The organism is Aeoliella mucimassa, from assembly GCF_007748035.1.
In the GTDB taxonomy this organism is placed as follows: Bacteria; Planctomycetota; Planctomycetia; order Pirellulales; family Lacipirellulaceae; genus Aeoliella; species Aeoliella mucimassa.
The window spans coordinates 3900311-3923475 of record NZ_CP036278.1 but is presented as its reverse complement, the minus strand read 5'-3'; the positions used below and the strand labels follow the sequence as shown (position 1 = coordinate 3923475).

The 23165-nt window shown below is 58.5% G+C and carries 14 protein-coding genes; 9 read left to right on the top strand and 5 right to left on the bottom strand.

The features are described from left to right. Positions 1-263: 263 nt before the first annotated feature. On the bottom strand, positions 264-4541 hold the full coding sequence (locus Pan181_RS15295; protein WP_145247830.1) for a lamin tail domain-containing protein: 4278 nt from the start codon (positions 4539-4541) through the stop codon (positions 264-266). Positions 4542-4705: 164 nt separating this feature from the next. Further along, entirely contained in the window at positions 4706-5623 is a 918-nt protein-coding gene (locus Pan181_RS15290; RefSeq protein ID WP_145247828.1) for a helix-turn-helix transcriptional regulator, read from the bottom strand. A gap of 199 nt (positions 5624-5822) precedes the next feature. Between Pan181_RS15290 and Pan181_RS15285 the strand changes: the two genes are divergently transcribed. The 5 genes from Pan181_RS15285 to Pan181_RS15265 all read left to right on the top strand — a co-directional run bounded on the left by Pan181_RS15285 (position 5823) and on the right by Pan181_RS15265 (position 12908). Then, entirely contained in the window at positions 5823-6797 is a 975-nt protein-coding gene (locus Pan181_RS15285) for a carbohydrate kinase family protein (protein ID WP_145247825.1), read from the top strand. Positions 6798-6854: 57 nt separating this feature from the next. Continuing rightward, the gene (locus tag Pan181_RS15280) at positions 6855-7943 is read left to right on the top strand and encodes a TIM barrel protein (RefSeq protein ID WP_145247823.1); all 1089 of its coding nucleotides are present in this window, start codon (positions 6855-6857) and stop codon (positions 7941-7943) included. Positions 7944-8286: 343 nt separating this feature from the next. After that, complete coding sequence (locus tag Pan181_RS15275; RefSeq protein ID WP_231943608.1) at positions 8287-9672, top strand: SUMF1/EgtB/PvdO family nonheme iron enzyme; 1386 nt, start codon at positions 8287-8289, stop codon at positions 9670-9672. Positions 9673-9725: 53 nt separating this feature from the next. Continuing rightward, positions 9726-11123 carry a Gfo/Idh/MocA family protein gene (locus Pan181_RS15270; protein ID WP_145247821.1) on the top strand — a complete coding sequence of 466 codons (1398 nt, stop codon included), beginning with the start codon at positions 9726-9728 and terminating at the stop codon, positions 11121-11123. Positions 11124-11375: 252 nt separating this feature from the next. Continuing rightward, positions 11376-12908, top strand: coding sequence for a hypothetical protein (locus Pan181_RS15265; RefSeq protein ID WP_145247819.1), 1533 nt, complete (start codon positions 11376-11378; stop codon positions 12906-12908). A gap of 45 nt (positions 12909-12953) precedes the next feature. On the opposite strand, the gene Pan181_RS15260 is transcribed toward Pan181_RS15265, so the two are convergent. Further along, positions 12954-14099 carry a 3-keto-disaccharide hydrolase gene (locus tag Pan181_RS15260; RefSeq protein ID WP_197528389.1) on the bottom strand — a complete coding sequence of 382 codons (1146 nt, stop codon included), beginning with the start codon at positions 14097-14099 and terminating at the stop codon, positions 12954-12956. 290 nt (positions 14100-14389) lie between these two features. Here Pan181_RS15260 and Pan181_RS15255 point away from each other — a divergent pair, with 290 nt between their 5' ends. Next, positions 14390-17233, top strand: a complete 2844-nt coding sequence (locus tag Pan181_RS15255) for a ThuA domain-containing protein (RefSeq protein ID WP_197528388.1) — start codon at positions 14390-14392, stop codon at positions 17231-17233. Between the two features lie 27 nt (positions 17234-17260). On the opposite strand, the gene Pan181_RS15250 is transcribed toward Pan181_RS15255, so the two are convergent. Both Pan181_RS15250 and Pan181_RS15245 read right to left on the bottom strand, forming a co-directional pair. Further along, positions 17261-18280: a zinc-binding alcohol dehydrogenase family protein gene (locus tag Pan181_RS15250; protein WP_145247813.1), complete on the bottom strand. Its 1020-nt coding sequence runs from the start codon at positions 18278-18280 to the stop codon at positions 17261-17263. Further along, positions 18277-19119 carry an amidohydrolase family protein gene (locus Pan181_RS15245; RefSeq protein WP_145247811.1) on the bottom strand — a complete coding sequence of 281 codons (843 nt, stop codon included), beginning with the start codon at positions 19117-19119 and terminating at the stop codon, positions 18277-18279. Before Pan181_RS15245 ends, Pan181_RS15250 begins: the two co-directional genes overlap by 4 nt. Before the next feature lie 191 nt (positions 19120-19310). Between Pan181_RS15245 and fucP the strand changes: the two genes are divergently transcribed. The 3 genes from fucP to Pan181_RS15230 are packed head-to-tail and all read left to right on the top strand — an operon-like array spanning position 19311 to position 23030. Beyond that, positions 19311-20885, top strand: a complete 1575-nt coding sequence (gene fucP / locus Pan181_RS15240; RefSeq protein WP_231943607.1) for an L-fucose:H+ symporter permease — start codon at positions 19311-19313, stop codon at positions 20883-20885. Positions 20886-20925: 40 nt separating this feature from the next. Continuing rightward, positions 20926-22242 (top strand): L-fuconate dehydratase, encoded by a 1317-nt coding sequence (locus Pan181_RS15235; protein WP_145247809.1) that lies wholly within the window; start codon positions 20926-20928, stop codon positions 22240-22242. Positions 22243-22286: 44 nt separating this feature from the next. After that, the gene (locus Pan181_RS15230) at positions 22287-23030 is read left to right on the top strand and encodes an SDR family oxidoreductase (RefSeq protein ID WP_145247807.1); all 744 of its coding nucleotides are present in this window, start codon (positions 22287-22289) and stop codon (positions 23028-23030) included. Positions 23031-23165 lie beyond the last annotated feature (135 nt).

The window sequence follows — 23165 nt, the reverse complement described above, 5'->3', positions numbered from 1 at the left end:
CTACGACCTCTTCCAACGTCCAACTCCTAACTCCCAACCAAAATACTTTCCCATGCGTGGGAATCTATTTTGGGCACTTTCAACGGAGGTGTTGATGTAAATGCATACAGGCAAACGACTTGCGATTGATTCCCACTGCGAAAATAGATTCCCAGCCGATGCGTTTTGGGAAATGGGAATCTATTCGGGCGCGAAAACCACTGGTTTTATAGAGTGGGCGTAGTTTCAATTTTTCCATCGGTGGGAAAATTGGGAATCTATCCTCAGCTGCTGATCTCGAACGCCTGGTCTTTCGCGTCGAGCGTGGGCTCGATGGGGGTCGACTGGTCGAGTGGAGACTCGCTGGTCCGCCTAGTCGGCCGGTGCGATTCGGCCTGATCGGTCGCTAGCTGGTAGATAGCGTCGTCGAACACCTGCTTGGCCGAACGGAAGTTGGCTTTCGCCGAGTCGTCGACAACCGGGCGACGTTCGACCTCCCGCAATGCGCGAGTCCGCTGCGCCCAGAACGCCACTGGTGGGCGTTGCGGTTGGTCGCTCCAGTCGACCAGCGCCGAATCGGTGGCCGCCGAACTATCGGAGATGGCACTCGCGTTCGTTGGTTGTTCGACTGCAGCGGTTGCGGTCTTCGCAGTGATCGCTGGCGAAGCGGTTTCGCTGGAGCTGGAGCTGGAGCTTTCGACCGTAGCAGTCGAGGTTGTTGGTGCTGTCGAGTTGGTAGTGGTGGTTGTCGATGCCGAATCGCTAGGTGCCACCACCGCAGCAACTGGCAGCGACGCGCCGAGGTTGTCGCGCCAGATGGTGTAGTCGCCGAGGTTGACGATGCCATCCGCATTGCCGTCGGCGCCGGTGCCGATCGTGACCGATTGACCAAAGGAGGATTTCCAAACGTGATAATCGTCGAGATCAACCACGTTGTCGGAGTTGTAATCGCCAGCCAGCTGCGGGGTGGTGCCATCGCTGCCGGGCGAGCCATCGGCGGTGCTCGATGCCATCCAGTTCGCGCCGTCGCTGTAGTCGCCGGCCGTGTCGAGCACTACCAGCGAAGGGCCATCGCCATCCGCTGCGGTCGGCCAGGCTTCCTCGCCGGGGTCGTTGCCATCCTGATAGGCGAACGATTGGATGGTGCCGCCTTGGGCGTCGCGCAAGGTGAGTGTCTCGCCGCCATTGGAGAGGTTTCCATCGAACGTCCCGGCGATGGGGATGCTGGTGCCGTATCGCTGCTGAAATGCTGCGAGGTTTTTGACGAGCACCGCGTACTCGCCCGGTTGCAAGGTTTGCAAACCAAACTCAAACGAGATGCCCTCGAGACTATTACCGACCGGCGTTTGCACGAAACGGACCCCATCGAGCGAGATGGTCTCGTTCGAGATGTTTTGCAGTTCAATGAACTCGAACTGGTCGCCATCTTCGAAACCGAGCGCCAGTTCGGTGCTCGTGGGACCGACTGGGTTGTAATGGATTTCAGTCACCCGCAAGTTGGTGTTGTCGGCCGGTGCGTCGGCGAGGGTGAAATCGGCCTGGATCATGGCCGACCATTCCCCATCGCGGTACAGTCGCGCAGTCACGGTGCTATTACTCGCAAGCGACAGCGAGCGGACGTATTCCTGCGCGTTCTCATTCACTCCACCCCCTGGCAATCGTGGGTCGGAGCCATCGAGGGTGTAGTAAATGGTGCCAGAAGCTTCGCTGTTGCTAATCGACAGCGTCTCTTCGGCCGAGAGGATTCCACCAAACTGGCTGAACGAGGGGGCGTCGTGATTGGTGTCGGGCAGCCAGCCTTGGCTGCGGAACTGCTGCAGGACAATGTTGCCGCGCTGCAAGAGGAAGGTATTGCGAAGCCAGTCGACTTCGGCCAGCCAGGTATCTTTGGTCTTCGCTGGTTCGTTGTGCTGGTCACCCCAGCGAGCCGATTCGGCGATGATGGCCATGTCGATCTGCGCAGCCCGCGCGTCGAGCATCGCCTGGGCGTTATCGATGGTCAGCGGCCCGTCATTGAAGAACAACTGCTGCACCCGATCGGCAAAGCGAACACGGTATTCTTCATGTTCGGTGAGTTGCTGATGGATGTAGCGAGGGTTCAGATTCGAGGGAGAAGTGCCGACCGAAATGTCGTTGGTGCCGTTGTAGTAGACATTGTGATCCTGGGCACCCATCGAGTGTTCGCTGTCGTGGGCAATCCACATCCAGCCTTGGCTGCCATCCTGAGGGCGAATCGTCCAAAAGTTGTTCGGTGCGTTATTGCCAAGCGTAAGCGGCATGTCGCGGTTCGCGGTGTAGTTAACACTGATCATGAAGTCGATCAGGTTGTCGACGTCAATGTGTTTTTCGAGTGCGGGGTTCTCGGTGCCATCGGTGTTCAGGCCTTGGATCGAGTAGTAGGCCTCGTCGGTTTCGAATCCCGCATTCACCAGAGTCGACAACGTGTTCCAGGCATCAAGATTGCCATCGGTCGCTTCGATGACGGCTCCGCTGGCCTTTACCGCGTCCCAGTCTTCATCGGTTCCGCCGTAGTACGTGGAAGCAAAATCGGCCTCCGGGCGTTCCTCCGTCTGGTACAGGCCCCAGTACACCCCGTTGATATACAGGTGGTAGTAGTCGCCGCGGGTGTAGGCTTGCCCCATCTCGCCTTGCAGGTCGCGCGAGAAAATATCGCGGAGGAACGTGTTGTGGTTCTCGTTGTTAAATGTGTCGTTACTCCACGCGTAGTTCTGGGCAGTTCGCAGATCGAACGCGTCGAACTCGTCGGCTCCCTCTTCGCCGAACAAGGGGAAGTTGAGCTTGCCGTCGCCGTACTCGCTACGGAAAAACAGACGGAACGAGTGCTTGGGGTTAAAGTCGCCGCGACTGAAGCCACCCCGAATCCGCAAGCCTGCGTCGGTCTGAAAGCCGGTGGTGCCGTCGCCGTTGATCAATTCGATCGAGGTGGGGCGTTCCCAGGCGCGGCCACGCCCTTCCGCATTCACGTAAATGCCGCTGGAGGAGTCAAACAGATTATCCGAGTCGGTGACCAGCGAGATCGACGGGATATCGCTCAGTGCATCTTGGAGTTGCGGCCCCCAGGTAGCACTGTTCACAATGTTGGGATCCATGCCATAGTCGAACACCTGTCCGTTGACCGAACCACTGGGGAACCCAGAGGGGGCCGACCCGGTAGGAGATTGAGCGACAACATCGGACAGGAACAGATAGGTCTGCGTATCGGCATTCGTCGGCTCAAAACCAAGCTTGAACGCAGCAGCCCTGATGACCGAGGTGGCGGAGATATTCACCGCGCCGGTGTATTCGATGCCGTTGAGAATGTTCATGTTCTCGTCGACCATCGGAGTCGATCCATCGGTCGTGTAAACGATGGTCGCGTCGGTGGTCGCAGAAGTGATCTGCAAGTTGAACGGAGAATTATAGAACCCGCGATCGTGGCTGAACTTCGTGTCCTCGACGAAGCCATCAAACGCTTGCCCATTGGCAAACCCCGGAGTCGGATTGTCGAAGTAACCGACCTTTACCGAATCGCCGATTTCTCCACTCACCCCGCCGACGAGTTCGGCCATCATCACCATGTCGGAGCTATTGGAGAGATTCAAACCTTGGATCGACAGCACGTTGTCGCCGGCGACCAGTTGAGGAAGGTAACTGGAGATATCGAAGTCGACAAAATCTTCGACCACAACGGAGTCCCCTCGTTGGCCGGTTGCGACCGAATTCCATTGCAGCACATTGGGAGCAAACTGCTCGGCGATCAACTCGCCATTGAGGTAGGCGGCAAACCCATCGTCGAACAACATCCGCAAGGTCAACGAGTTGAGCGTGCTTGGGTCGGCGAGGTTGAACTCAAATCGCGTATAGACCGAAGTGGTGCCCGAGGGGATTGTTGTGTCGATCAGGCTCGAATAGTCTACCAACGAACCGGGACTGTTCTCGTAGCCGATGCCGGAGGTGCCAGTATCCCAGGTCGAATTGTCGAACAACGGTTCGGTCCAGGTGGTTCCCAAATCGCCATGGGTCGGTACCCAGTACGACATGGGAGAGTCGCGGTCGACGAAGGTCTGGTCGTACGACGCCATCTCGATGCCATACGAATAGTCTTCGGTCTGCTCGGGATACTCGGGAGTGAACTCGTGGACGATCGCCGAAGATGGGTCGCTGAGTGCCAGGTACTCGCCCCCTGCGTTCAGGGCGAAGTTGGTATGCAGTGCGCCGCCCGGGTCGATGTAGGCATCGTCATCCTGGCCCGAAGCAAACACCACCAGGAATTCCCCGGGGCCGATCACCGACTGCGCGACGTTGGGAAAAGTCCACTTATCCAAGTCGTTCGAGCGATCGGTCAGGTGCCAGCCGGTCAGATCAATCGACTCGGCAGTGGGGTTGTACAGCTCGATCCAGTCCGAAGCGTTGCCATCGCCGTCGAACAGGGTGCTATCGTTGCTCGCCATGAACTCGGTGATAAGCGGCGTAGTCGACAACGTGTATCGTGGTTCGAGTTTCTCGAACCGACCCACCGACTTGAAATTGTGGTGAGCAAGCGCACCCTTCCCGAATCTCATAGATGTTGCCTCAACGTCGTTGTCGTTTTAACCATGGCTAGTCAAGGGTTTCAATATAGCGGGCGCGAGAGTGAATGCCAAATTATTTCCCCACGGGTAGCTATTTCGATAGATCGCAGTACCCAGCCCTGTGGGGCGAAAGTAGTGGATGATGAGCAGCGAGCTCAACTTGCTGGCGTCCGTCGATGGGCACGCTGCAGCTCGTGCTTGCGGTACTCAAGCGGCGAGACTCCCTTGGTCTGTCGAAACACCCGGTTGAAGTTCGATAAGTTGGCGAATCCACAGCAAAAGGCGATATCGGCAATGGTTTTTTCGGTTTGCATCAGCTCTCGACAGACTGCGTCGACGCGCACCTCGTTCACAAACGCGACGAACGTCCGCCCGGTAATTCGCTTGAACTCTTGGGAGAAGCAGGTGCGCGACAAGCCCGAAAGTTCGACCATTTCCTGCAACTCGAGAGGCTCGGAATAGTGCTGAGTGATCTGCGAGATGGCTTCCTGAATGGCGCGAAAGTGGACCGTGCGAACGTTGCCGCCGTATGCTTTCTCGGACAGGGGGACGGCCCCGTCGATCAGCTGTTCGACCTTCGCCAGCAGTCGAAACAACTGCTGCAGTCGGCCCAAGTCGGACGCTTCGGCCATGGCTTCGAAGATCGGCAGCAAACTGCTGGCCGCTGGATCGCGAAACCGATACACCCGCCCGGCAGTGCGGATGGTGCGGGCAAACTCGGCAAACTCTGGGAGCTGCGCAAGCGGGCGGCGATCGTCGATCGAGAACTGAACCGCCATGCCGCGGGTGGGGCCTATCGCTTGCCAGCAGTGCGGCACGTTCGGCGAAACGAGCAGCAGCTCGGGACCTTGGAACGGGCCGATGAAGTCGCCGGCGAACAATCGCCCTTCGCCGGCGGCAACAAACGTGAGTTCGGCGTCGTCGTGCAGGTGAAGCTGACTGCCGAGGCCGTGAATCCGCTCGCAGGTGTTGTTTGCGCCGACCAATTCCACCTCGCCGACGGTGCGGTCCCATCGCAGCAGTCGAAGCGACTCGGTAGGGCTGCTGAGTTGGGTTTCGACAACAAGCTGCATGGTGGTCGCCTGCGAGGGAGTACGCCAGCGGTTTGGGGGCGTTGTAGTAGTATTGTCGTTCTGCGACGCGAAAAACTCAAGCTGTTGCGTACGATACCACCATGATTGGGATGATTTTGGTAGAAACCGCCCGCTTCAACCCCTAGGCTGAGAACATCGTTTGGAACCATCAACTCTGCACCCGACAGGCGGCTGGGGCATGTGTGAGCAGCGTAGTATCGACGTATTAGTCTGCGGCACCGCGGTGCTCGACATCGTGGTCAAGCCGGTAGAGCTGCAGCAAGCCATCGGCGGCGGCAAGCTCTTCAAGACCTCACCGCTCTCGGTGCACGCAGGCGGCATTGTTGCGAACTGCGGAGCAGTGCTCGCTCGACACGGCATGCGAGTCTCGGCGTTAACCGTGGTTGGGAACGACGTTTGGGGCGAGATGCTTCGCGAGCGGATGCAGTCGCTCGGGATCGAAGTCGAGTCGGTGGTCGCGACCGAGGGATCAACTAGCACTTCGATTGTGCTGGTCGACGAGAGCGGGCAACGCTCGTTCGGGCATCACGTTGGAGTGCTTGAACAATATGACTTGAAGACCGTTCAGATTCACTCTGATTTACTGACAAACACGAAGCTGCTGCTCGTCGGCTACCTGGCGCTACTCCCTGAGTTGGAGAAGGAGCTTCCGAGTTTGTTTCGGCAGGCGAGAGAAGCCGGTTGCCTGACCGCGCTCGAGCCAGCCGGCAGCGGCGGCGACGTTGAGCTGCTGAAGCCCTGTTTGCCGTGGCTCGACTATTACTTCCCGAGCAAAGAGGAAGCCTACGCCCAGACCGGCGAGTCGGATCCCGCAGCTATGATTGCCGCGTTCCGCGACTTTGGAGCCGCAGGCGTCGTCGGAGTAAAACTCGGTGCCGACGGAGTGGTGGTCAGTGAGCGTCCGGGCCAGCTGCAGGCGATCGCGGCGGTCGAACCGCCTGGCAAGGTGGTCGACACCACGGGAGCGGGCGATTGCTTTCTGGGGGCGTTCCTCGGAGGTCGCCTACGCGGAATGGATTGCACCAACGCGGCGAAGCTTGGTGCTGCTGCTGGAGCGAGCTGCGTGACCCAAATCGGCGCCCAAGCGGGGCTGCTCGATCTGAGCGACGCTTGCCAACTAGCCGGCGTGCCGACCCCCGAAGCATCGATGTGAGAACTGTTAAATACAAGTAGTTACGATACCGACTCATCCGTCATAGGAAATGAAGCAATGACTAGCCAGGCAGACTATAAGTTTTCGTTCGGGCCTTGGAACATCCACGAAGGTGCCGACCCGTTTGGCCCCACGGTGCGCGACTCGGTCGACTTTGCCGCGAAGATCGCTGTCTATAAACGACTCGGTTTCGATGGTGTTCAGTTGCATGATGACGATGCCGTCGCGGATCTCGAAGACAAGTCGTGGGACGAGATCCAGGCTGAAGCCAAAGAGATGCGGCGGCTGCTAGAGTCGGAAGGGCTGGAAGCCGAGTTCGTTGCTCCGCGGTTGTGGGAAGACCCACGGGGAATCGACGGCGGCCTTACCGCCAATGATCCAGAGGTTCGCCGATGGGGAGTGGAGCGGTCGAAGAAAGCAGTCGACATTGCCAAGCTCATGGGCACCGACTTGGTGGTGCTCTGGTTAGCACGAGAAGGTACCTACATTCGCGAGTCGAAGTCGGCCCGCGTGGCCTACGACCGCTTGGTCGAAGCGATCAACACGATGCTGCAGCACGACCCGACGATTCGGATTGCTATCGAACCAAAGCCAAACGAGCCGATGGATCAAGCGTACGTGCCGACCATCGGGCACGCGCTGGCGCTGGCCGAGCGAACCTGCGATCCACAGCGGGTCGGGGGACTCATCGAAACCGCCCACGCTCAGCTAGCTGGTCTGGATCCGTCGGACGAAATGGCCTTTGCTCTTGGCAACGACAAGCTGTGGAGCGTGCACCTCAACGATCAGAATGGTCTGAAGTTCGATCAGGACAAGTCGTTCGGTAGCGCCAACCTGCGGGCCGCGTTCAATCAGGTTCGAGTGCTGGAAGAAGCCCGCTACTTCGACACCGGGCGGTACATCGGCCTCGACGTAAAGGCCATGCGTACGCAGGAAGCCAGCCGAGCGACTCAACATCTGGCCAATAGCAAAGCGGTGTTCGAGGCACTGGTGCAAAAGGCTCGAACTTTCCCCGAGCAACAAGCACAGCAATTGATCGCAGATCGTGATTACGAGTCGCTCGAAATGCTGGTGCTGAGTCATTTAATGGGAGTCGCGTGCCCTGAGCTGCAGCAACAAGAAGATTATGCGACGCAAACCGCTTGATGACAGACTCAAGACGCTCACGGTCGATGCAAAGGGTGCCGACATGGCATTCCTTTGCTCGATCGTTTCGCGAAGACTCGGAGCTGAGAACCTCCTGAGCCGGTTTAGATTACTACGGATATGGTAATACGGCCAACCAAAAAGATTCGAGAATAATAGTCGTTTCGCGATGCCAACCGAGAGCGTGTGATTGGTTGGTCCCGCGGATACAATAATTCGGTGATGCAGGGATGTCGGATCGTGACACTACCTCATGAGCAATGGTGCAACAATGCGTGATGCGGCGAGCGGAAGGTGGAGCGTTGAAGTTCGCGTGGCAAGGTCAATGCTGATGCCTGCGATCATGGTGATAATCTGTCTCTCGATGGGCGAAGCCCGCGCGGTGGTCGACTTTGCGACGCACGTGCAGCCGATCTTGGAGCAAAACTGTGTTTCGTGCCATCAGGGAGCAGAACCCGATGGCGGGCTCAACCTGACAACCAAGCAGCAGGCATTCTCGTCTGGCGATAACGGCCCGGTGATTGTCGCCAAAGAACCGGAAGCAAGCTCGCTGTACATCCGCACTCGTGTCAGTGCGTTAGCTGCCTCCTTGATGCCCCCCGTCAATGCGGTCGGTCCACTCGCCAAAGAGCAAGTCGAAACACTGCGGCAGTGGATTGCCGAGGGAGCCAACTGGCCGGAGGGAGTCACCCTCACCGCCAAGGCCAAACCAACCGTGGTGAAAGGTTCGCCTGATAACCTGGAGCTTCTCGAGAAGATTCACGCTTTGATCGTCGAGCGCTCTACGGCCGACGCCAAGGCGGAGATGGTCGATTACGAATCCCGAGTTCCGCAAACGAATGTTCCGTTCGCCATGAAGGCCATCCCAGGCGGTACGTTCAAAATGGGTAGCCCTGCGACCGAGCCCAATCATGGCGAGAACGAGGGGCCGCAGCGTGAGGTGAAACTCGAACCGTTTTGGATGGGCAAGTGCGAAGTCACTTGGGACGAATACGAGCCGTTCATGATCTCGGTGGTCGAACGCGAGAAGAATGGTAAACGCAAGGATTTCGATCCCACGAAGCACACGATCGTCGACGCGGTGAGCGCGCCGACCGCTCCCTACATGGAAATGAGCTTCGGCATGGGGCAGTCGGGCTACCCGGCTATCAGCATGACCCAACATGCAGCCAACAAGTACTGCCAATGGCTTTCGGCCCAGACGGGCCACTTCTACCGCCTGCCGACCGAGGCGGAATGGGAATACGCCTGCCGGGCTGGAACGACCACTGCCTACTCGTTTGGCGACGATCCCGCGCTGCTCGATGACTACGCGTGGTACTACGAGAACAGCGACGCGCAGTATCAGAAGGTCGGCACCAAGAAGCCGAATCCATGGGGACTCTACGACATGCATGGCAACGTCATGGAGTGGACCGCCGACCAGTACCAGCCCGACTACTACCAACGCCTCACCGGCGGCGCGACTAATCCCTATCTAAAACCCGATAAACTCTATCCGCGGAGCGTGCGCGGCGGCGGCTGGGACGATGACCCCGAGAACCTGCGCTCGGCAGTTCGGCGTGGATCGGATCCCTCCTGGAAACAGCAGGATCCTCAATTGCCAAAGAGCATCTGGTATCACACCGATGCCATGTGGTTGGGATTCCGCATGGTTCGCCCCCAGAAGATTCCCACCGTGGAAGAGATGGATGCTTATTGGAATAGTGCGACAGGCAAAATCAAGTAAACAGCGAGGCGTCAGAGTTCAACCAACTTCTAAAACAGAATGGTAACAAGGTCATGGCTACTCCCAATGCAAGCAATCCTAACCGACGTGGCTTTCTAAAAACGGTCGGCGCTGCATCCGTTTTGTCCACGGTGCCGCGCCATGTGTTCGCGCAACACGGAAGCGAGGCGACCATTCGGGTCGCCCTGGTCGGCTGTGGCGGGCGTGGCACCGGTGCGGCGGCCGACGCGTTGAACGTGAAAAGTGCTAAGCTCAAGCTGGTTGCGATGGCCGATGTGTTCGACCATCGCTTGAACTCCAGCTACAACACCCTTACCCAGGTGTTTGCAGACCAGGCGGATAAGGTCGACGTGCCCGCCGATCGGCGATTCGTTGGTTTCGATGCTTACCGCCATGCCCTCGACCAACTCCGCCCTGGCGATATTGCCATCTTTGCAACTCCGCTGGCGTTTCGGGGCGTTCATTTTCAATATGCCATCGAGAAGGGCGTGAACGTCTTCATGGAGAAGCCGCTCTCGGCCGATGGACCCACTTCGCTAAGGTTGCTCGAGCTAGCCAAGCAGGCCAGCGAAAATAACTTGAAGTGCGGGGTCGGACTCATGGTGCGTCACTGCCGCGCCCGACGCGAACTGCACGATCGAATCGCGAACGGTGAGATCGGCGACATCATCCTGATGCGCGGTTACCGGATGCATGGCCCCGTAGTCACCTGTTTCTCGACCCCCAAGCCGGAGGGACGCGAGGAGTTGATGTGGCAGATCGAACGCTTCCACAGTTTCCTCTGGTCGAGCGGTGGGTTGTTCAGCGATTTCAATATCCATCAGATCGACGAACTGTCGTGGATGAAGAACGCCTGGCCGGTCAAAGCGATGGGCATCGGCGGTCGTCATTACCGCGGCGACTACATCGACCAGAACTTCGACAGCTATGGAATCGAGTACACCTACGAAGATGGAGCGAAGCTGTACTTCGATTCCCGCATCATGCCTGGCTGTAAGAACGACATGTCGAGCATCGCCCATGGCAGCAAAGGTTCCGCAGTGGTGAGTCACTCGGGGCATACGCCGGGACGCGTGCGGATTTGCTCGGGGCAGAATCAGGATCGCAAAGACACCGTCTGGGCGTATCCCCAACCCGAACAGAATCCCTACCAGCTTGAATGGGACGATCTGGTCGAGGCCATTCTGAAAGACACGCCGTACAACGAAGTACCGCGTGGGGTGGAAGCTAGCGTCGTGACCAGCATGGGACGCATGGCCGCTCATACCGGGCAGGAGATCACTTTCGAGCAAATGCTCAACTGCTCGCACGAGTTCGCGCCAGGCTTGCCGAACTTCTCAAAGGATGGCCCCGCTCCGGTGATGCCTGATAGCGAAGGGCGTTACCCGGTGCCGATGCCAGGCATTGTGCGCGACACCGAGTATCTCACTGCAACCACGCAGCCTTCGTAGCCATTCGTGGTGGATGCATTCCGCTGACAAACAAGAAACTCCAGTCGGGCACTTGTTGTTGACTCGACTTGGAGTTTCTTGCTTCTTGCTAAATGCGATGCGAATAGTCATCGCTTCGACTCGATTCGCATCGCATGATATCACCAATCGTAGCGCTCTCGACTAGTCAGCAATCGTTACGACGTTACGATATACTATCCAGCCGGAGGGTTGGGAACTCATCAGCAACTTCGCAAGCAAAGAGAGTCCACCATGCGAAACATTCCATCGCGGCGAGCATTTCTCGGATCGACCGTTGCCACGAGTGCCGCTCTGGGATTGGGCGACCTTGGTTTTCTGAGTACGCTGGCGCCGGTCTCTGCGGCCGAGGCCCAAGTCGATCCGAACTTTGTGCAACTCCGTCCCGAGATCACTCCGATCGTACGGTTGATCGAGGAGACCCCTCGCGAAAAGTTGCTGGAAGTCATCGCCGAACGGCTTCGCACCGGACTCAGCTATCGCGAACTACTGGCCGGATTGCTCCTGGCCGGCGTGAAGAACGTGGAGCCCCGCCCAAGCGTTGGGCACAAGTTTCATACTGTGCTGGTAGTGAACTCGGCGCACCTGGCCAGTATTTCGTCTCCGCCTGAGCATCGGTGGCTCCCCATCTTCTGGGCGCTCGACTACTACAAGAGCGCCGCCCAGCGCGATGTCGTGGAGCGGGGGGATTGGACCATGCAACGCGTCGACGAGTCGGCCTTGCCTGCACCGAGCGAAGCGGCCCGCGCGTTTACCGAGGCGATGGACAAGTGGGATGTGTCCGCGGCCGACACTGCGGTTGCTGCGCTGGCTCGCCAGACGGGAGCGATGCAGGTGTACGAGCTACTGTTCCGCTACGGCATGCGCGACTTCCGCTCGATTGGCCATAAGGCGATCTACGTCGCGAATAGTTGGAGAACCCTGCAGTGCATCGGCTGGCAACACGCCGAGCCGGTGCTTCGCTCGCTCACCTACGCGCTGCTTCAGCACGAAGGCGACAATCCCAGCCAGCGCGACGCCGAGGCCGACCGCCCGTATCGCCAGAATGTCGAACTCGCCAAGCAGGTCCGCAGCGACTGGCAAGCAGGCATCGTCGAGCCGAGTGCAACCCGCGAACTGCTGGCGACACTTCGCTCCGCAACACCGCAGCAGGCGAGCGAGCAAGTGGTCGACCTGCTAAATCGCAAGATCAGTCCCCAGGCGGTTTGGGACGCGCTGTTCGTCGCAGCAGGCGAGTTGCTCATGCGTCAACCAGCGATTGTCGCCTTGCACGCAGTGACCACCACGAATGCGTTGCACTTTGCTTACCAAACGTCGGGCGATCAGGAGACTCGCTTGCTGTTAATGCTGCAGAACGCCGCGTTTCTTGCCATGTTCCGCGACGCGATGGGGGGCCGCGGTTCGGTGAAGTCGCTCTCCATCGACGACCTGCAGCCGGAGGTTCCCACCGAGCAAGGAGCCGGAGCAATCGAGGAGATTTTCTCGGAGTTGAATGGGCAGCCAGCGACGGCCGCGTCCAAGATGCTGGGCTATCTCAATCAATCGCAAGATGCCAGCGAGATGATGGATGCCGCGCGGGTGCTGATCTTCATGAAAGGAGATAACGCCCACGACTATAAGTTCAGCTCGGCGGTGCTCGAAGACTACTACCATCTCTCGCCGGATTGGCGGAACACCTACATGGCGTCGAATCTGTTCCTGATGCGCGGCTCCCAAACGCCCGACAACCAACTCGTTGCCCGCGCCCGCAGTGCTCTGAAGGGATGATTCTCGTCGCAAGTGCCTGCAGGTGATGATAAGAACTAAGCCAAGCTACTTTGCGGGCGAGGGGAGCTGGCGGATCATCATGTCCTTCCATTGAATCGTCTCTTGGTTGCGATGCATTTGCAGCGAAATGCGTCCCCACCGGCGGCGATTCATGCTACTGCTCTCGGCGACAGTCGTCCCATCGACTCGCACGATGCAGGTATTGTCCTGCAGAACGACATGCAGTAGCGACCACTCCCCCTGCTTGCGAGGAAGCTGACTGGCTCGCACTCGACCGTAGATGCTGCCAGTTGGATCGTTGCTGTCGAGGATGTCCTCGATCTGAATTTCGAATCCTCGCCCATTGTCAGGGACCCAGTCGAAAAATACCCCACCATTGGCAAGCAGCGTCGGTTGAATAAAACACTTCCATTCGCAGTTATAAAACTCTTCGTCCGAAACAAGGTAACCATGTCCATCGGCCGATGTGAGCACGCCCTGTTCGTCAACTTCCCACGTGGCCGAACACTTGTCGCTGATGGTCCATCCGCTGAGGTCGACTCCGTTGAACATGGGCTTCCATTCATCCGTCACCTGGTTGGGAAGACGCTTGATGCGAACATGGCGAAAATCGACCCGCTTGCCTCGGCAGGCGAAACCCAGGTGCCCGACGCGTTGCTTGTATTTCAGCAGAGGGTGTTCTTCGCAGTTCACGTCTTGCACTAGCTGACCGTTGAGTCGAACCTCGAGTTTTGGCCAGTCCAGCTTGATTTCCAGTTGCTGAAACTCCTGATCCGACGAACCATTGTTCGCCCGCGCGAGCGGAGCCGACGCCCCGGCGATCGCTCCAGTGGAGTAGGGGGTGAGCTGTCCGGTGCCGTTGATTTGGTACTCGAAGCCGATGTCCGCGACCCGCCCCGCTTGGGGGGCCGAGAAGTAGATGCCCGATTCGGCTCCGTAGTAGGTTTTGTATTCGAGCCGCAGGATGAAGTTCTCATACTGCTCGGCGGTTCGCAGCCAGCTTGGCCAGTTGCTGCGACCAGTGCAGACAATCATTTCGTCGCGCACTTCGAAGTCGCCGCCATGCATGGCGACCCAGCCTTCGAGGTCGTGCCCATTGCAAAGCGGCGCGAAGCCTTCTTCGAGGGATTCGTCGGCGAACGCTGAGGAAGTGAGCATCAACAGCGACAGGGCCAAACTCGCTAGAGCCATTCCCAACCGTATCAAATAGTTGCGTCGCCGATGCTGGTGCATGGTGTATTCCAAGGGGGAGGTGGAATGATTTCAGCGTTAGTGTGTGATTGTACCAGCGGGACGCAAGAGTTGCTGGTCGGTGGAACAGCAGTGCAGTGAGAAATAGAAGAAAGTACCCCGAATAGATTCGAGATGCTTGGCGAAAGGTGTTAGAATCCTTGCCAAATCATCCCCCCTGAATGCTGCCCCCATTGCATGGATAGGTGACGATCGTGATGCAACCACTTCGAATTCTCAGTTTGGTCGCCATGAGTCTGTTTTGCTCAGCGGCATTAGCTCAGCAGAGTGAGCCAGCTCCGACCGACGGTATAGAGTACGAACGAGGCGTGCGACTTCGCGTCTACCGAATCGAGCAGCCGAAGTCCGACTCGCCGCAATTGGCCGCAGGGCAGAGTGCGAACATTGATCAAACGATCTCCGAGTTCAAAATCACGGGTGACGAGGCCTATCTCGCCGATGTCGAGCGGCCGCTGCTGGTGCAGATGGAATGCCTGCTGAAGTCGGAGGTCGCCCAGCAAGTGGAACTTACCTTGAAGACGGCAGCCCGTTGCACGTTGCAGGTAGAGGATCGTGGATTCGCGAGCCCCCCGAATAGCAGAGGGCTACAAGCCAAGGTGTCGCTCAAGCAAGGAGTGAACCGCATTGAATGCACTGCGCTGTTTGTCAAGCAGAAGCCAGAACTAGAGCTGCTGATGCAATCGAAAGAGCAATCGGAGCCAACTTCCATCGCAACCAGCGAGCTACAAGCCCAGGCGTTTCACTTCCGCCCCACGAGTCCTGGGGTAAAGCGTTTGGCTCGCGACGAAGATCGCCCTGGATTGGGAGCGAAAGTCGTGGGGCTGCATCCGAGCATCAATCTTGCGACCATCCGCGCCCCGGACGACTACGTTCCTGTCGGGGGGCTCGATGTGCTGAGTGACGGAACGTTGGTCGTCGCCACGTTCGACGCCCGCCGACTCCGTGCGCCGAGTCCTCAAGAAGAACCCGATGGCGAGCTTTGGCTGTATCACGGAGCCGAAGGCAAGGTCGAGGGTATCCGCCGCGAGAAGATTGCCGAGGGACTCTACGAACCGGCCGGCGTGTGCGTGGTCGGCGAATCGATTTACGTGTCGCAGCGATTGGAGGTGACCCGTTTCGATCGCCTGGAGTCGCAAGGCAAATGGCAAGCAACCACCGTGGCCAGCGGTTGGGAGTCGAACGATTTTCACGCCCTCAGTTTTGGTTTGTTGCATCAGCCAGGGCAGGGGGGGCATCCAGGGCATCTCTACTTGGCCAAGGGGACCGGGCTGGGATTGAAATCGAATCCGCCGAACCACGGCTCGGTCTGGCGCATCGACCTGTCGCTTCCTGTCGGTGAGAACGTCGAAGCCATCACCGGCGGCCATCGCACCCCAAACGGGCTCGGCTGGGGCCCCAATGGCGAGATCTACGTCACCGATAACCAAGGCGAGTACACGCCGGCCAACGAGTTGAACCTGGTGAAGGATGGCTCGTTCTACGGGTTCTTCCATCGCACCGGTGCGCACGCTGAGCTATCACCGTTCCAGCCAGACGCCACGCGCGACAAGAATCCCTCGGCGGTAACCGAAGCGACCGTGTGGATGCCGCAAGACGAAATCGCCAACAGCCCCTCGGAGCCGGTGCTCGTTCCCGAGGGCTGGCCTTTCGCGGGGCAAATGCTCGTTGGCGACGTGAAGTACGGCGGCATCAATCGCATTGGCCTCGAGCAGATCGATGGCGTCTGGCAAGGCTGTGCGTTTCGGTTCACGCAAGGCATGGAAGGCGGCGTCAACCGCTTGGCGTTTGGCCCCGGCGGTTCGCTGTTCGTAGGAGCCATCGGCGGCGATCACGCAGCCACCTGGAATTGGGTCGACCCCGACGGGCGGAAAACTTATCAAGGCTTACAACGATTGCAGCCCAACGGCGAGATGCCATTCGACATCGAATCGGTCCACGCGCTACCCGAAGGTTTCGAGGTGCGATTCACGCAACCCGTCGATGAGAGTGCGGTAGCTGATCCCAGCAACTACCTGGCGGAGCAGTGGACCTACCGGGCGACGCCTAACTACGGTGGTCCCAAGTTTGAGCTGGAACCGCTCGCCATCAAGCAAATCACTGCCTCGGCGGACCGTCGCAGCGTTGTACTGCAGATGGATGGGGTAAAAGCAAATCGCGTGGTGCATCTCACCGCGGATCCCATCAATGAGCAAGGCGAAAAGCTCTGGTCGTCCGAGGCATGGTACACGGTTCGGCGTATCCCGCAAGACAAAACGCCTAAGCCGAGCCGAGTGGTCATTGTGACCGGCGACAACGAGTACGGATCGGAACTGTCGATGCCGATGATTGGTTCGATCCTGGAGCAACTGCCAGGGTTCGAAGTCAAAGTGTTGTACTCAGTTGACGAGCAGGGCAACCGCGATCGCCACGCCCATTCGATCCCCGGACTTCGCGCGCTCCGCGAGGCCGATCTGGCTGTGTTCTTTATGAGGTTCCGTGCCTTGCCCGACGCCCAGGTGAAGGAGATCGAGGATTACGTCGCGTCGGGCCGACCGGTGATTGGGCTGCGGACCTCGAGCCACGCGTTCTTGTACGAGTCGGGCCCTCACCAACATCTCGATAATGGTTTTGGCGACGAGGTACTCGGCCAACGCTGGATCTCGCACTACGGGCATGGGACTAGTTCCATGGCCAAGGTCGATGCGTCGGCGATGAACTCCCCCATCCTCCGCGGCATGAAACCGGAGTTTCCCTTAGCGTCGTGGTTGTACGTGACCGATCCCCCCACGCACCCGCTTCCCGCGGATTGTCACCCGTTGCTCACTGGCATCGCGCTTAAAGAGCCTGGAGAGGTGGCGTCGAAGTTCGGCGAGGAGCAACCGCTGGCGTGGACTCGCGAACTCCAGACTGCCACGGGCCAAACGCAGCGAGTGTTTTACACGTCGCTGGGGCATCCGCGTGATTTTCTCGACGAGCCCTCGCGCCGATTGCTGGTGAACGCGATCTACTGGGCGCTGGGGCGTGAGGGGGAGATTCCCGAGTCGGGCGCGCCGGTCCCGCTGCCCAAGGGGTATCGCCCGCCGAATCCCAAGTAGCGAGCGTCGGCCCTTTCAAACACCAAACTAGGCGTTCAGGTCGATTTGAATCTTGGTAAACTCACGCGGCGACTCGGCCCACGCTTGCAGCAAACCGGGAGCTTGGTCGAGCGAGCCTCGGTGCGAAATCACCCTGTCGGTCGGAAACCGCCCGCTTTGCAGCAACTCGATCACGTCGGCAAAGTCGCTCGGCAACGCGTTCCGCGATCCGCGGATGTCGAGTTCCTTCATGACGAACCACTTGGTGTCGTACTCAACCGGCGACTTCGCGTAGCCGATATACACCACCCGTCCGGCGAAGGAGACCAGATCGATCGCGGCAACAAAGGTCTGCGACACGCCGACCGCTTCGATCACCACGTTCGCTCCATGCCCGCTGGTCCAGTCGGCAACTCGCTTGTCGAGCGGCTCGCGACTGGAGTTCACCGTTTCGCACGCACCGCAGGCTCTGGCGATTTCGATCTTCGCGTCGTCGATGTCCACGGCCATCACCCGCGCCCCGCGAAAGCACGCGCCGGCGATCGCGCCGAGCCCAATCGCTCCCGCACCGAACACCAGCACCCGATCGTCGGGACCCACCTTACCCCTAGCGGCCGCGTGGAATCCCACCGTCAGCGGTTCGACGAGTGCAAGCTCGGCGAACGAGAGCCCATCGGCCCGCATTAACTTATCTGGTGGTAGCGCAATGTACTCGGCCAGGGCCCCCTCGCGCTGCACCCCGAGCGTTTGGTTGTGCTGGCAACAATTCGGGCGGTCGGCTAGGCACGCAGCGCACTCGCCGCATTCGGTGTAAGGGAACACCAACGCTTGCTCACCGATTTGCCACTCCGTGACGCTGGCCCCTACCTCGGCAACTACGCCCGAGAGTTCATGGCCCGGCACACGTGGGTACGACACCAGTGGATTCAGGCCACGGAAGGTATTGAGATCGCTGCCGCAGTAGCCGACCGTTGCGACACGGAGCAGCACTTGGTCTTCGTGGATCGAAGGCACCTCAAGTTCAACAAGACGGCACTCGCCGGGCGCAGTGATTTGCAAAGCTCTCATGATACCGGTACCTGCAGTTGGTACGCTTCGATCGCGGTACCGCTGAAGAGCTGTTGTTGTTCGCTGGGGGTAAGCTCGGCGGTCCACGATCGTACGACTTCGAACCATTTCGCGTAGTCGGACGCCAGCAGGCAGACTGGCCAGTCGGAGCCAAACATCAGCCGCTGAGGGCCGAACGCCTCGAGCACTACGTCGAAGTAGGGCCGCAATGCATCGGCGGACCACGTCGCGCAATCGGCCTCGGTCACCATGCCAGAGACCTTGCAGTAGACGTTCGGCCGGCGAGCCAGTTCGACGATCTGCGTCCGCCACGGCTCTAGTGCTCCGTCGGCGATGCGCGGCTTAGCGATGTGATCGAGCACCAGTCGCAGGTCGGAGTGATCATCGACAAACTGAATGGTCAGCGGTAAATGTCGCTCGAAAATCAAGATGTCGTACGTTAGATCGAAACCAGCAAGCAGCGAGACCCCGCGATTAAAGTCGGAGTTCAGAATGAAGTCGTCGTCGGGTTCGTCATGCACGATATGACGGATGCCACGTAGCCAGGGGTTTTGCGAGAACCGCTCGAGCAACGCTGCAACTTCCCCATCGACCAGCGGCAGCCAACCGACCACGCCGCATACAAACTCGTGTTCGGCAGCCAAGTCGAGCAGCCAGGTGGTCTCTTCCGTCGACTGCCGAGCTTGCACCGAGAGCACCCGGTCGACGTCAGTGGTGCTAATCGCATTCGACAGATCGGGTGGTAGGTAGTCGTTGGCCAGAACGCTCATCGAGTCGCTGATCCACCCGAATTCCAAAGCGGTGTAGTTCCAGAAATGATGGTGAGCGTCGATGATCATCGCCATAGGTTCCGCCGGCAGGAGATAAGCTGGGAAGTAGAGGGGAAGTCTAGCGAGCGAGGGGGGGGGCAATGCCGATCCCACAACCCCACCAAGTTCAGACAAGACGGTAATGGAACCAGCTACCGGACGTCAAGAAAAATAGGCAGAAACTCTTCGCCAGCTGAGTGCTTGGAACGAAAGTTTTTGTAGTGAAACTTCGTGCCATAAAAAAAGTGACATCCAGTGATCCGGCTGTTATGATTTCCGACACTCGCCTCCTCCTCTTCTCTCTTTTCACGTGGGGACCAGCTTTGGAAAGTTATTCAGCGACTGCAGATTCTGTTTCTCCAACAGGTGGTACTGGGGAGAATGCCGACGGCCATGCTGCGCCTAAATTGAACGATGGTCCGCCAGCGATTGTCACTGCCGAAATGGTCTACCCCTTCATCTTGGTGACCACGCTCTTTGCGTTGTGGGGGTTCGCGAACGATGTTACTAATCCGATGGTCAAATCGTTCCAGCAGATCTTTCAATTGAAAGCCTGGCAAGGCAATCTGGTGCAGTTCGCCTTTTACGGTGGGTATGCAACCATGGCGATTCCCGCGGCGCTGGTGATCCGCAAGATTTCGTTCAAAGCAGGCATCATTATTGGGCTTACGCTCTATGCCATCGGCGCACTTTTGTTTATTCCCGCCAGTATCAGCCAGATGTATTGGCTGTTTCTCGGTTGCTTCTACATTATCACGTTTGGTTTGGCGTTTCTGGAAACGTCGGCCAATCCCTATATTCTTTCGATGGGCGATATACGTACCGCCACGCGTCGACTCAACCTCGCCCAGGCGTTCAATCCGATGGGGTCGCTCGCGGGGATGTTCGTTGCTGCAGTCTTGGTATTGCCCAACTTGGAAGTCAACGAATTTCGTAAGGAGCATATCGACGCCCATCCGGAGTACAAAGAGCAGGGATTGTCGGCCGGGGAGATTGGTGAAAACGTCTCATTAGCCATGAAGTCGATGGCCACGAATCAACCGGAGGCCTACGCCGAACTCAGATCGCATGATCTCGGTGTAATCCGCGTACCGTATGTGGCGATTGCCATCGTCGTGCTAGCCGTTCTGGCGACTTTTCTCGTGTCGAAAATGCCCCACACCGGACATACCGAGGAGCCGATCGAACTATCGCACACGCTCGCCAATCTGGCAACGTTCAAATACATCGGCGGGGTCATTGCCCAAGGCGTATACGTCGGTGCTCAGATCATGTGCTGGACCAACATCATCGAATATGGCATGAGTGTCGTCGGTATCGACGCGGCCAGTGCCCAGTGGTACAACATTGGCGGCATGGTGCTGTTCCTGGCGAGTCGTTTTGTATGGACCTATGTATTAGGGTTTGTCCGTCCGGGGCTCTTGTTAGCGGTGCTTGCCATGGGGGGCATCGTATTCAGCTTGGGAACCGTATTGCTTCCCGCGCATGTTGGAATCATCAGCCTGGTCTGCATTTCGTCGTGCATGGCCGCGATGTTTCCCACGATTTATGGGATCGCCCTCGATGGTTTGACGGTCGATGACGCCAAGTTGGGGTCGGCTGGGCTTATTTTCGCCATTGTCGGTGGGGCTCTCATGCCTCCGTTGCAGGGATTGGTGATCGACTGGGCGAGCAAGGAGTGGGGCGACCCAACCCTGGCGGTGCGGGCATCGTTCCTGTTGCCAGCCGCTTGTTTTGTATTTGTTGCCATCTATGGATTCCTGGTAAATCAATCCAAAGAACCGGTGGCCGTGTAGTCGTTTTTGTGAACTGTCGCGATTCTCTTGTTAGCTGATTATGGACCCAACACTTACGATCACCGATTGCAAAGTCGTCGACCTTCGTTTTCCTACTTCGGAGGAAGCGCATGGCTCGGATGCCATGCATAGCGACCCGGACTATTCGGCCGCGTACGTCGTGCTTACGACCAACCAATCCGACCTCACTGGCTTTGGGCTTACTTTTACCCTTGGCCGGGGCACCGATTTGTGTGTGGGAGCCATTGAGCAACTCGCCGAGAAGATCGTCGGCAAGCAGCTTTCGACGCTGGTGGAGTCGTTTAGCGAGACGGTTCACCAGCTGGCGAACGACTCGCAACTGCGATGGCTCGGGCCTGAGAAAGGGGTGGTGCATCTGGCCACCGCGGCGCTGCTGAATGCCGTGTGGGACCTCTGGGCGCGGGCCGAAGGAAAGCCGCTATGGAAATTGGTATGCGATCTCACTCCCGAGGAGTTACTGCGGTGCATTAACTTCAGCTATCTCTCCAACGCCCTCACCAAAGAGCAGGCGCTCGAGATCCTGCAAGCCAACGAAGCGACAAAAGCAGTTCGCGAAGCGGAGCTGTTAGAGACGGGCTTCCCGGCTTACACGACCTCGGCCGGTTGGCTCGGCTACTCCGACGACCTGATCCGCCGGTTGTGTCGCGAAGCGTTGGCCGACGGATGGGAGCACTTCAAGCTGAAAGTGGGAGCCAACCTGGAGGATGATCGTCGTCGCGCGGCGATCATTCGTGAAGTGATTGGCCCCGATCGCAAGTTGATGGTCGACGCGAACCAGCGATGGGAAGTCGCCGAAGCGATTGAATGGGTCAAGTCGCTGGCCGAGTTCAACCTGTGGTGGGTCGAAGAACCGACATCGCCCGACGATGCGGTCGGCCATGCTGAGATTGCGCGGGCGATCGCGCCGATTGGCGTCGCCACCGGCGAGCAATGCCAGAATCGGGTGATGTTCAAGCAGTTGCTTCAGCTCAATGCGATTTCGTTCTGTCAGATTGATAGTTGCCGAATCGGCAGCGTGAACGAGATACTTGGCGTGCTGCTGATGGCCAAGAGGTTCGGTGTGCCGGTCTGCCCGCACGCGGGTGGTGTGGGGCTGTGCGAGTATGTGAACCATTTGGTGATGATCGACTACATCGCGGTGGGAGCAAGCTTAGAGAATCGCGTCGCCGAGTTCGTCGACCACTTGCATGAGCACTTTGTTTATCCCGTGGAGGTGAAGCGAGGGCATTACATGCCGCCACAGGCTCCCGGGTATAGTGCCGAGATTCACACCGCGAGTCTCGATGACTATCGCTACCCAGATGGAGTCGAATGGCAGAAGCGGCTCAGCAAGTAATCCAAAATTCCGTCATTGAAGCGTTCACTAACTTGAGGAAAGCAATGGGGCAACGTCTAGAAGGCAAAAAGATCCTGGCGACCGCATCGGGGCAGGGCATCGGCAAAGCCGCCGCGCTGGCATTCAGCCGCGAAGGGGCTCAGGTGCTTGCGACCGATATTAACGAAGAAGCACTCGCAGCACTCAAGTCCGAAGCCCCTTCGATCGAAATCGCCCCGCTCAACGTGTGCGACGCCGAAGCGATCGCCAGCATGGCGGCCAGCCATACCGATATCGATGTGCTGTTCAACTGCGTCGGCTACGTGCACCATGGCACGATTCTCGACTGCGAAGAAGCCGACTGGCAACGCTCGATCGATCTCAACGTGACTTCGATGTACCGCATGACTCGCGCGTTCCTCCCTGGCATGGTCGCCCATGGCGGGGGATCGATCGTGAATGTCGCCTCGGTAGCCTCGAGCGTGACCGGCGTGCCGAATCGCTTTGCCTACGGAACCACCAAGGCCGCGGTGATTGGGCTTACCAAAGCGGTCGCGGCCGACTTCGTGGGCCAGGGCATCCGGGTGAACGCCATCTGCCCCGGTACGGTCGAGTCGCCCTCGCTCGAAGACCGCATTCGCGCCCAAGGCGACTACGAAGAGATCCGCAAGGCCTTCGTCGCCCGCCAGCCGATGGGCCGGATCGGAACGCCGGAGGAAATCGCCGCTCTGGCGGTTTACCTGGCCGCCGACGAGTCGGGCTACACCACCGGAGCAATCCACGTGATCGACGGCGGTTGGTGCATCTAACGTACCGACTTACGACGAAAACCACTCGCCGAAGCTAGCTTTGCTACTTGGCATTCTTTGCCACTTTTCGCTGGGAAATGGCCACCTGCGGTGTTCTAATGAACAGGCGAGTGAGGCTCGCGGCTTTCAGCTATC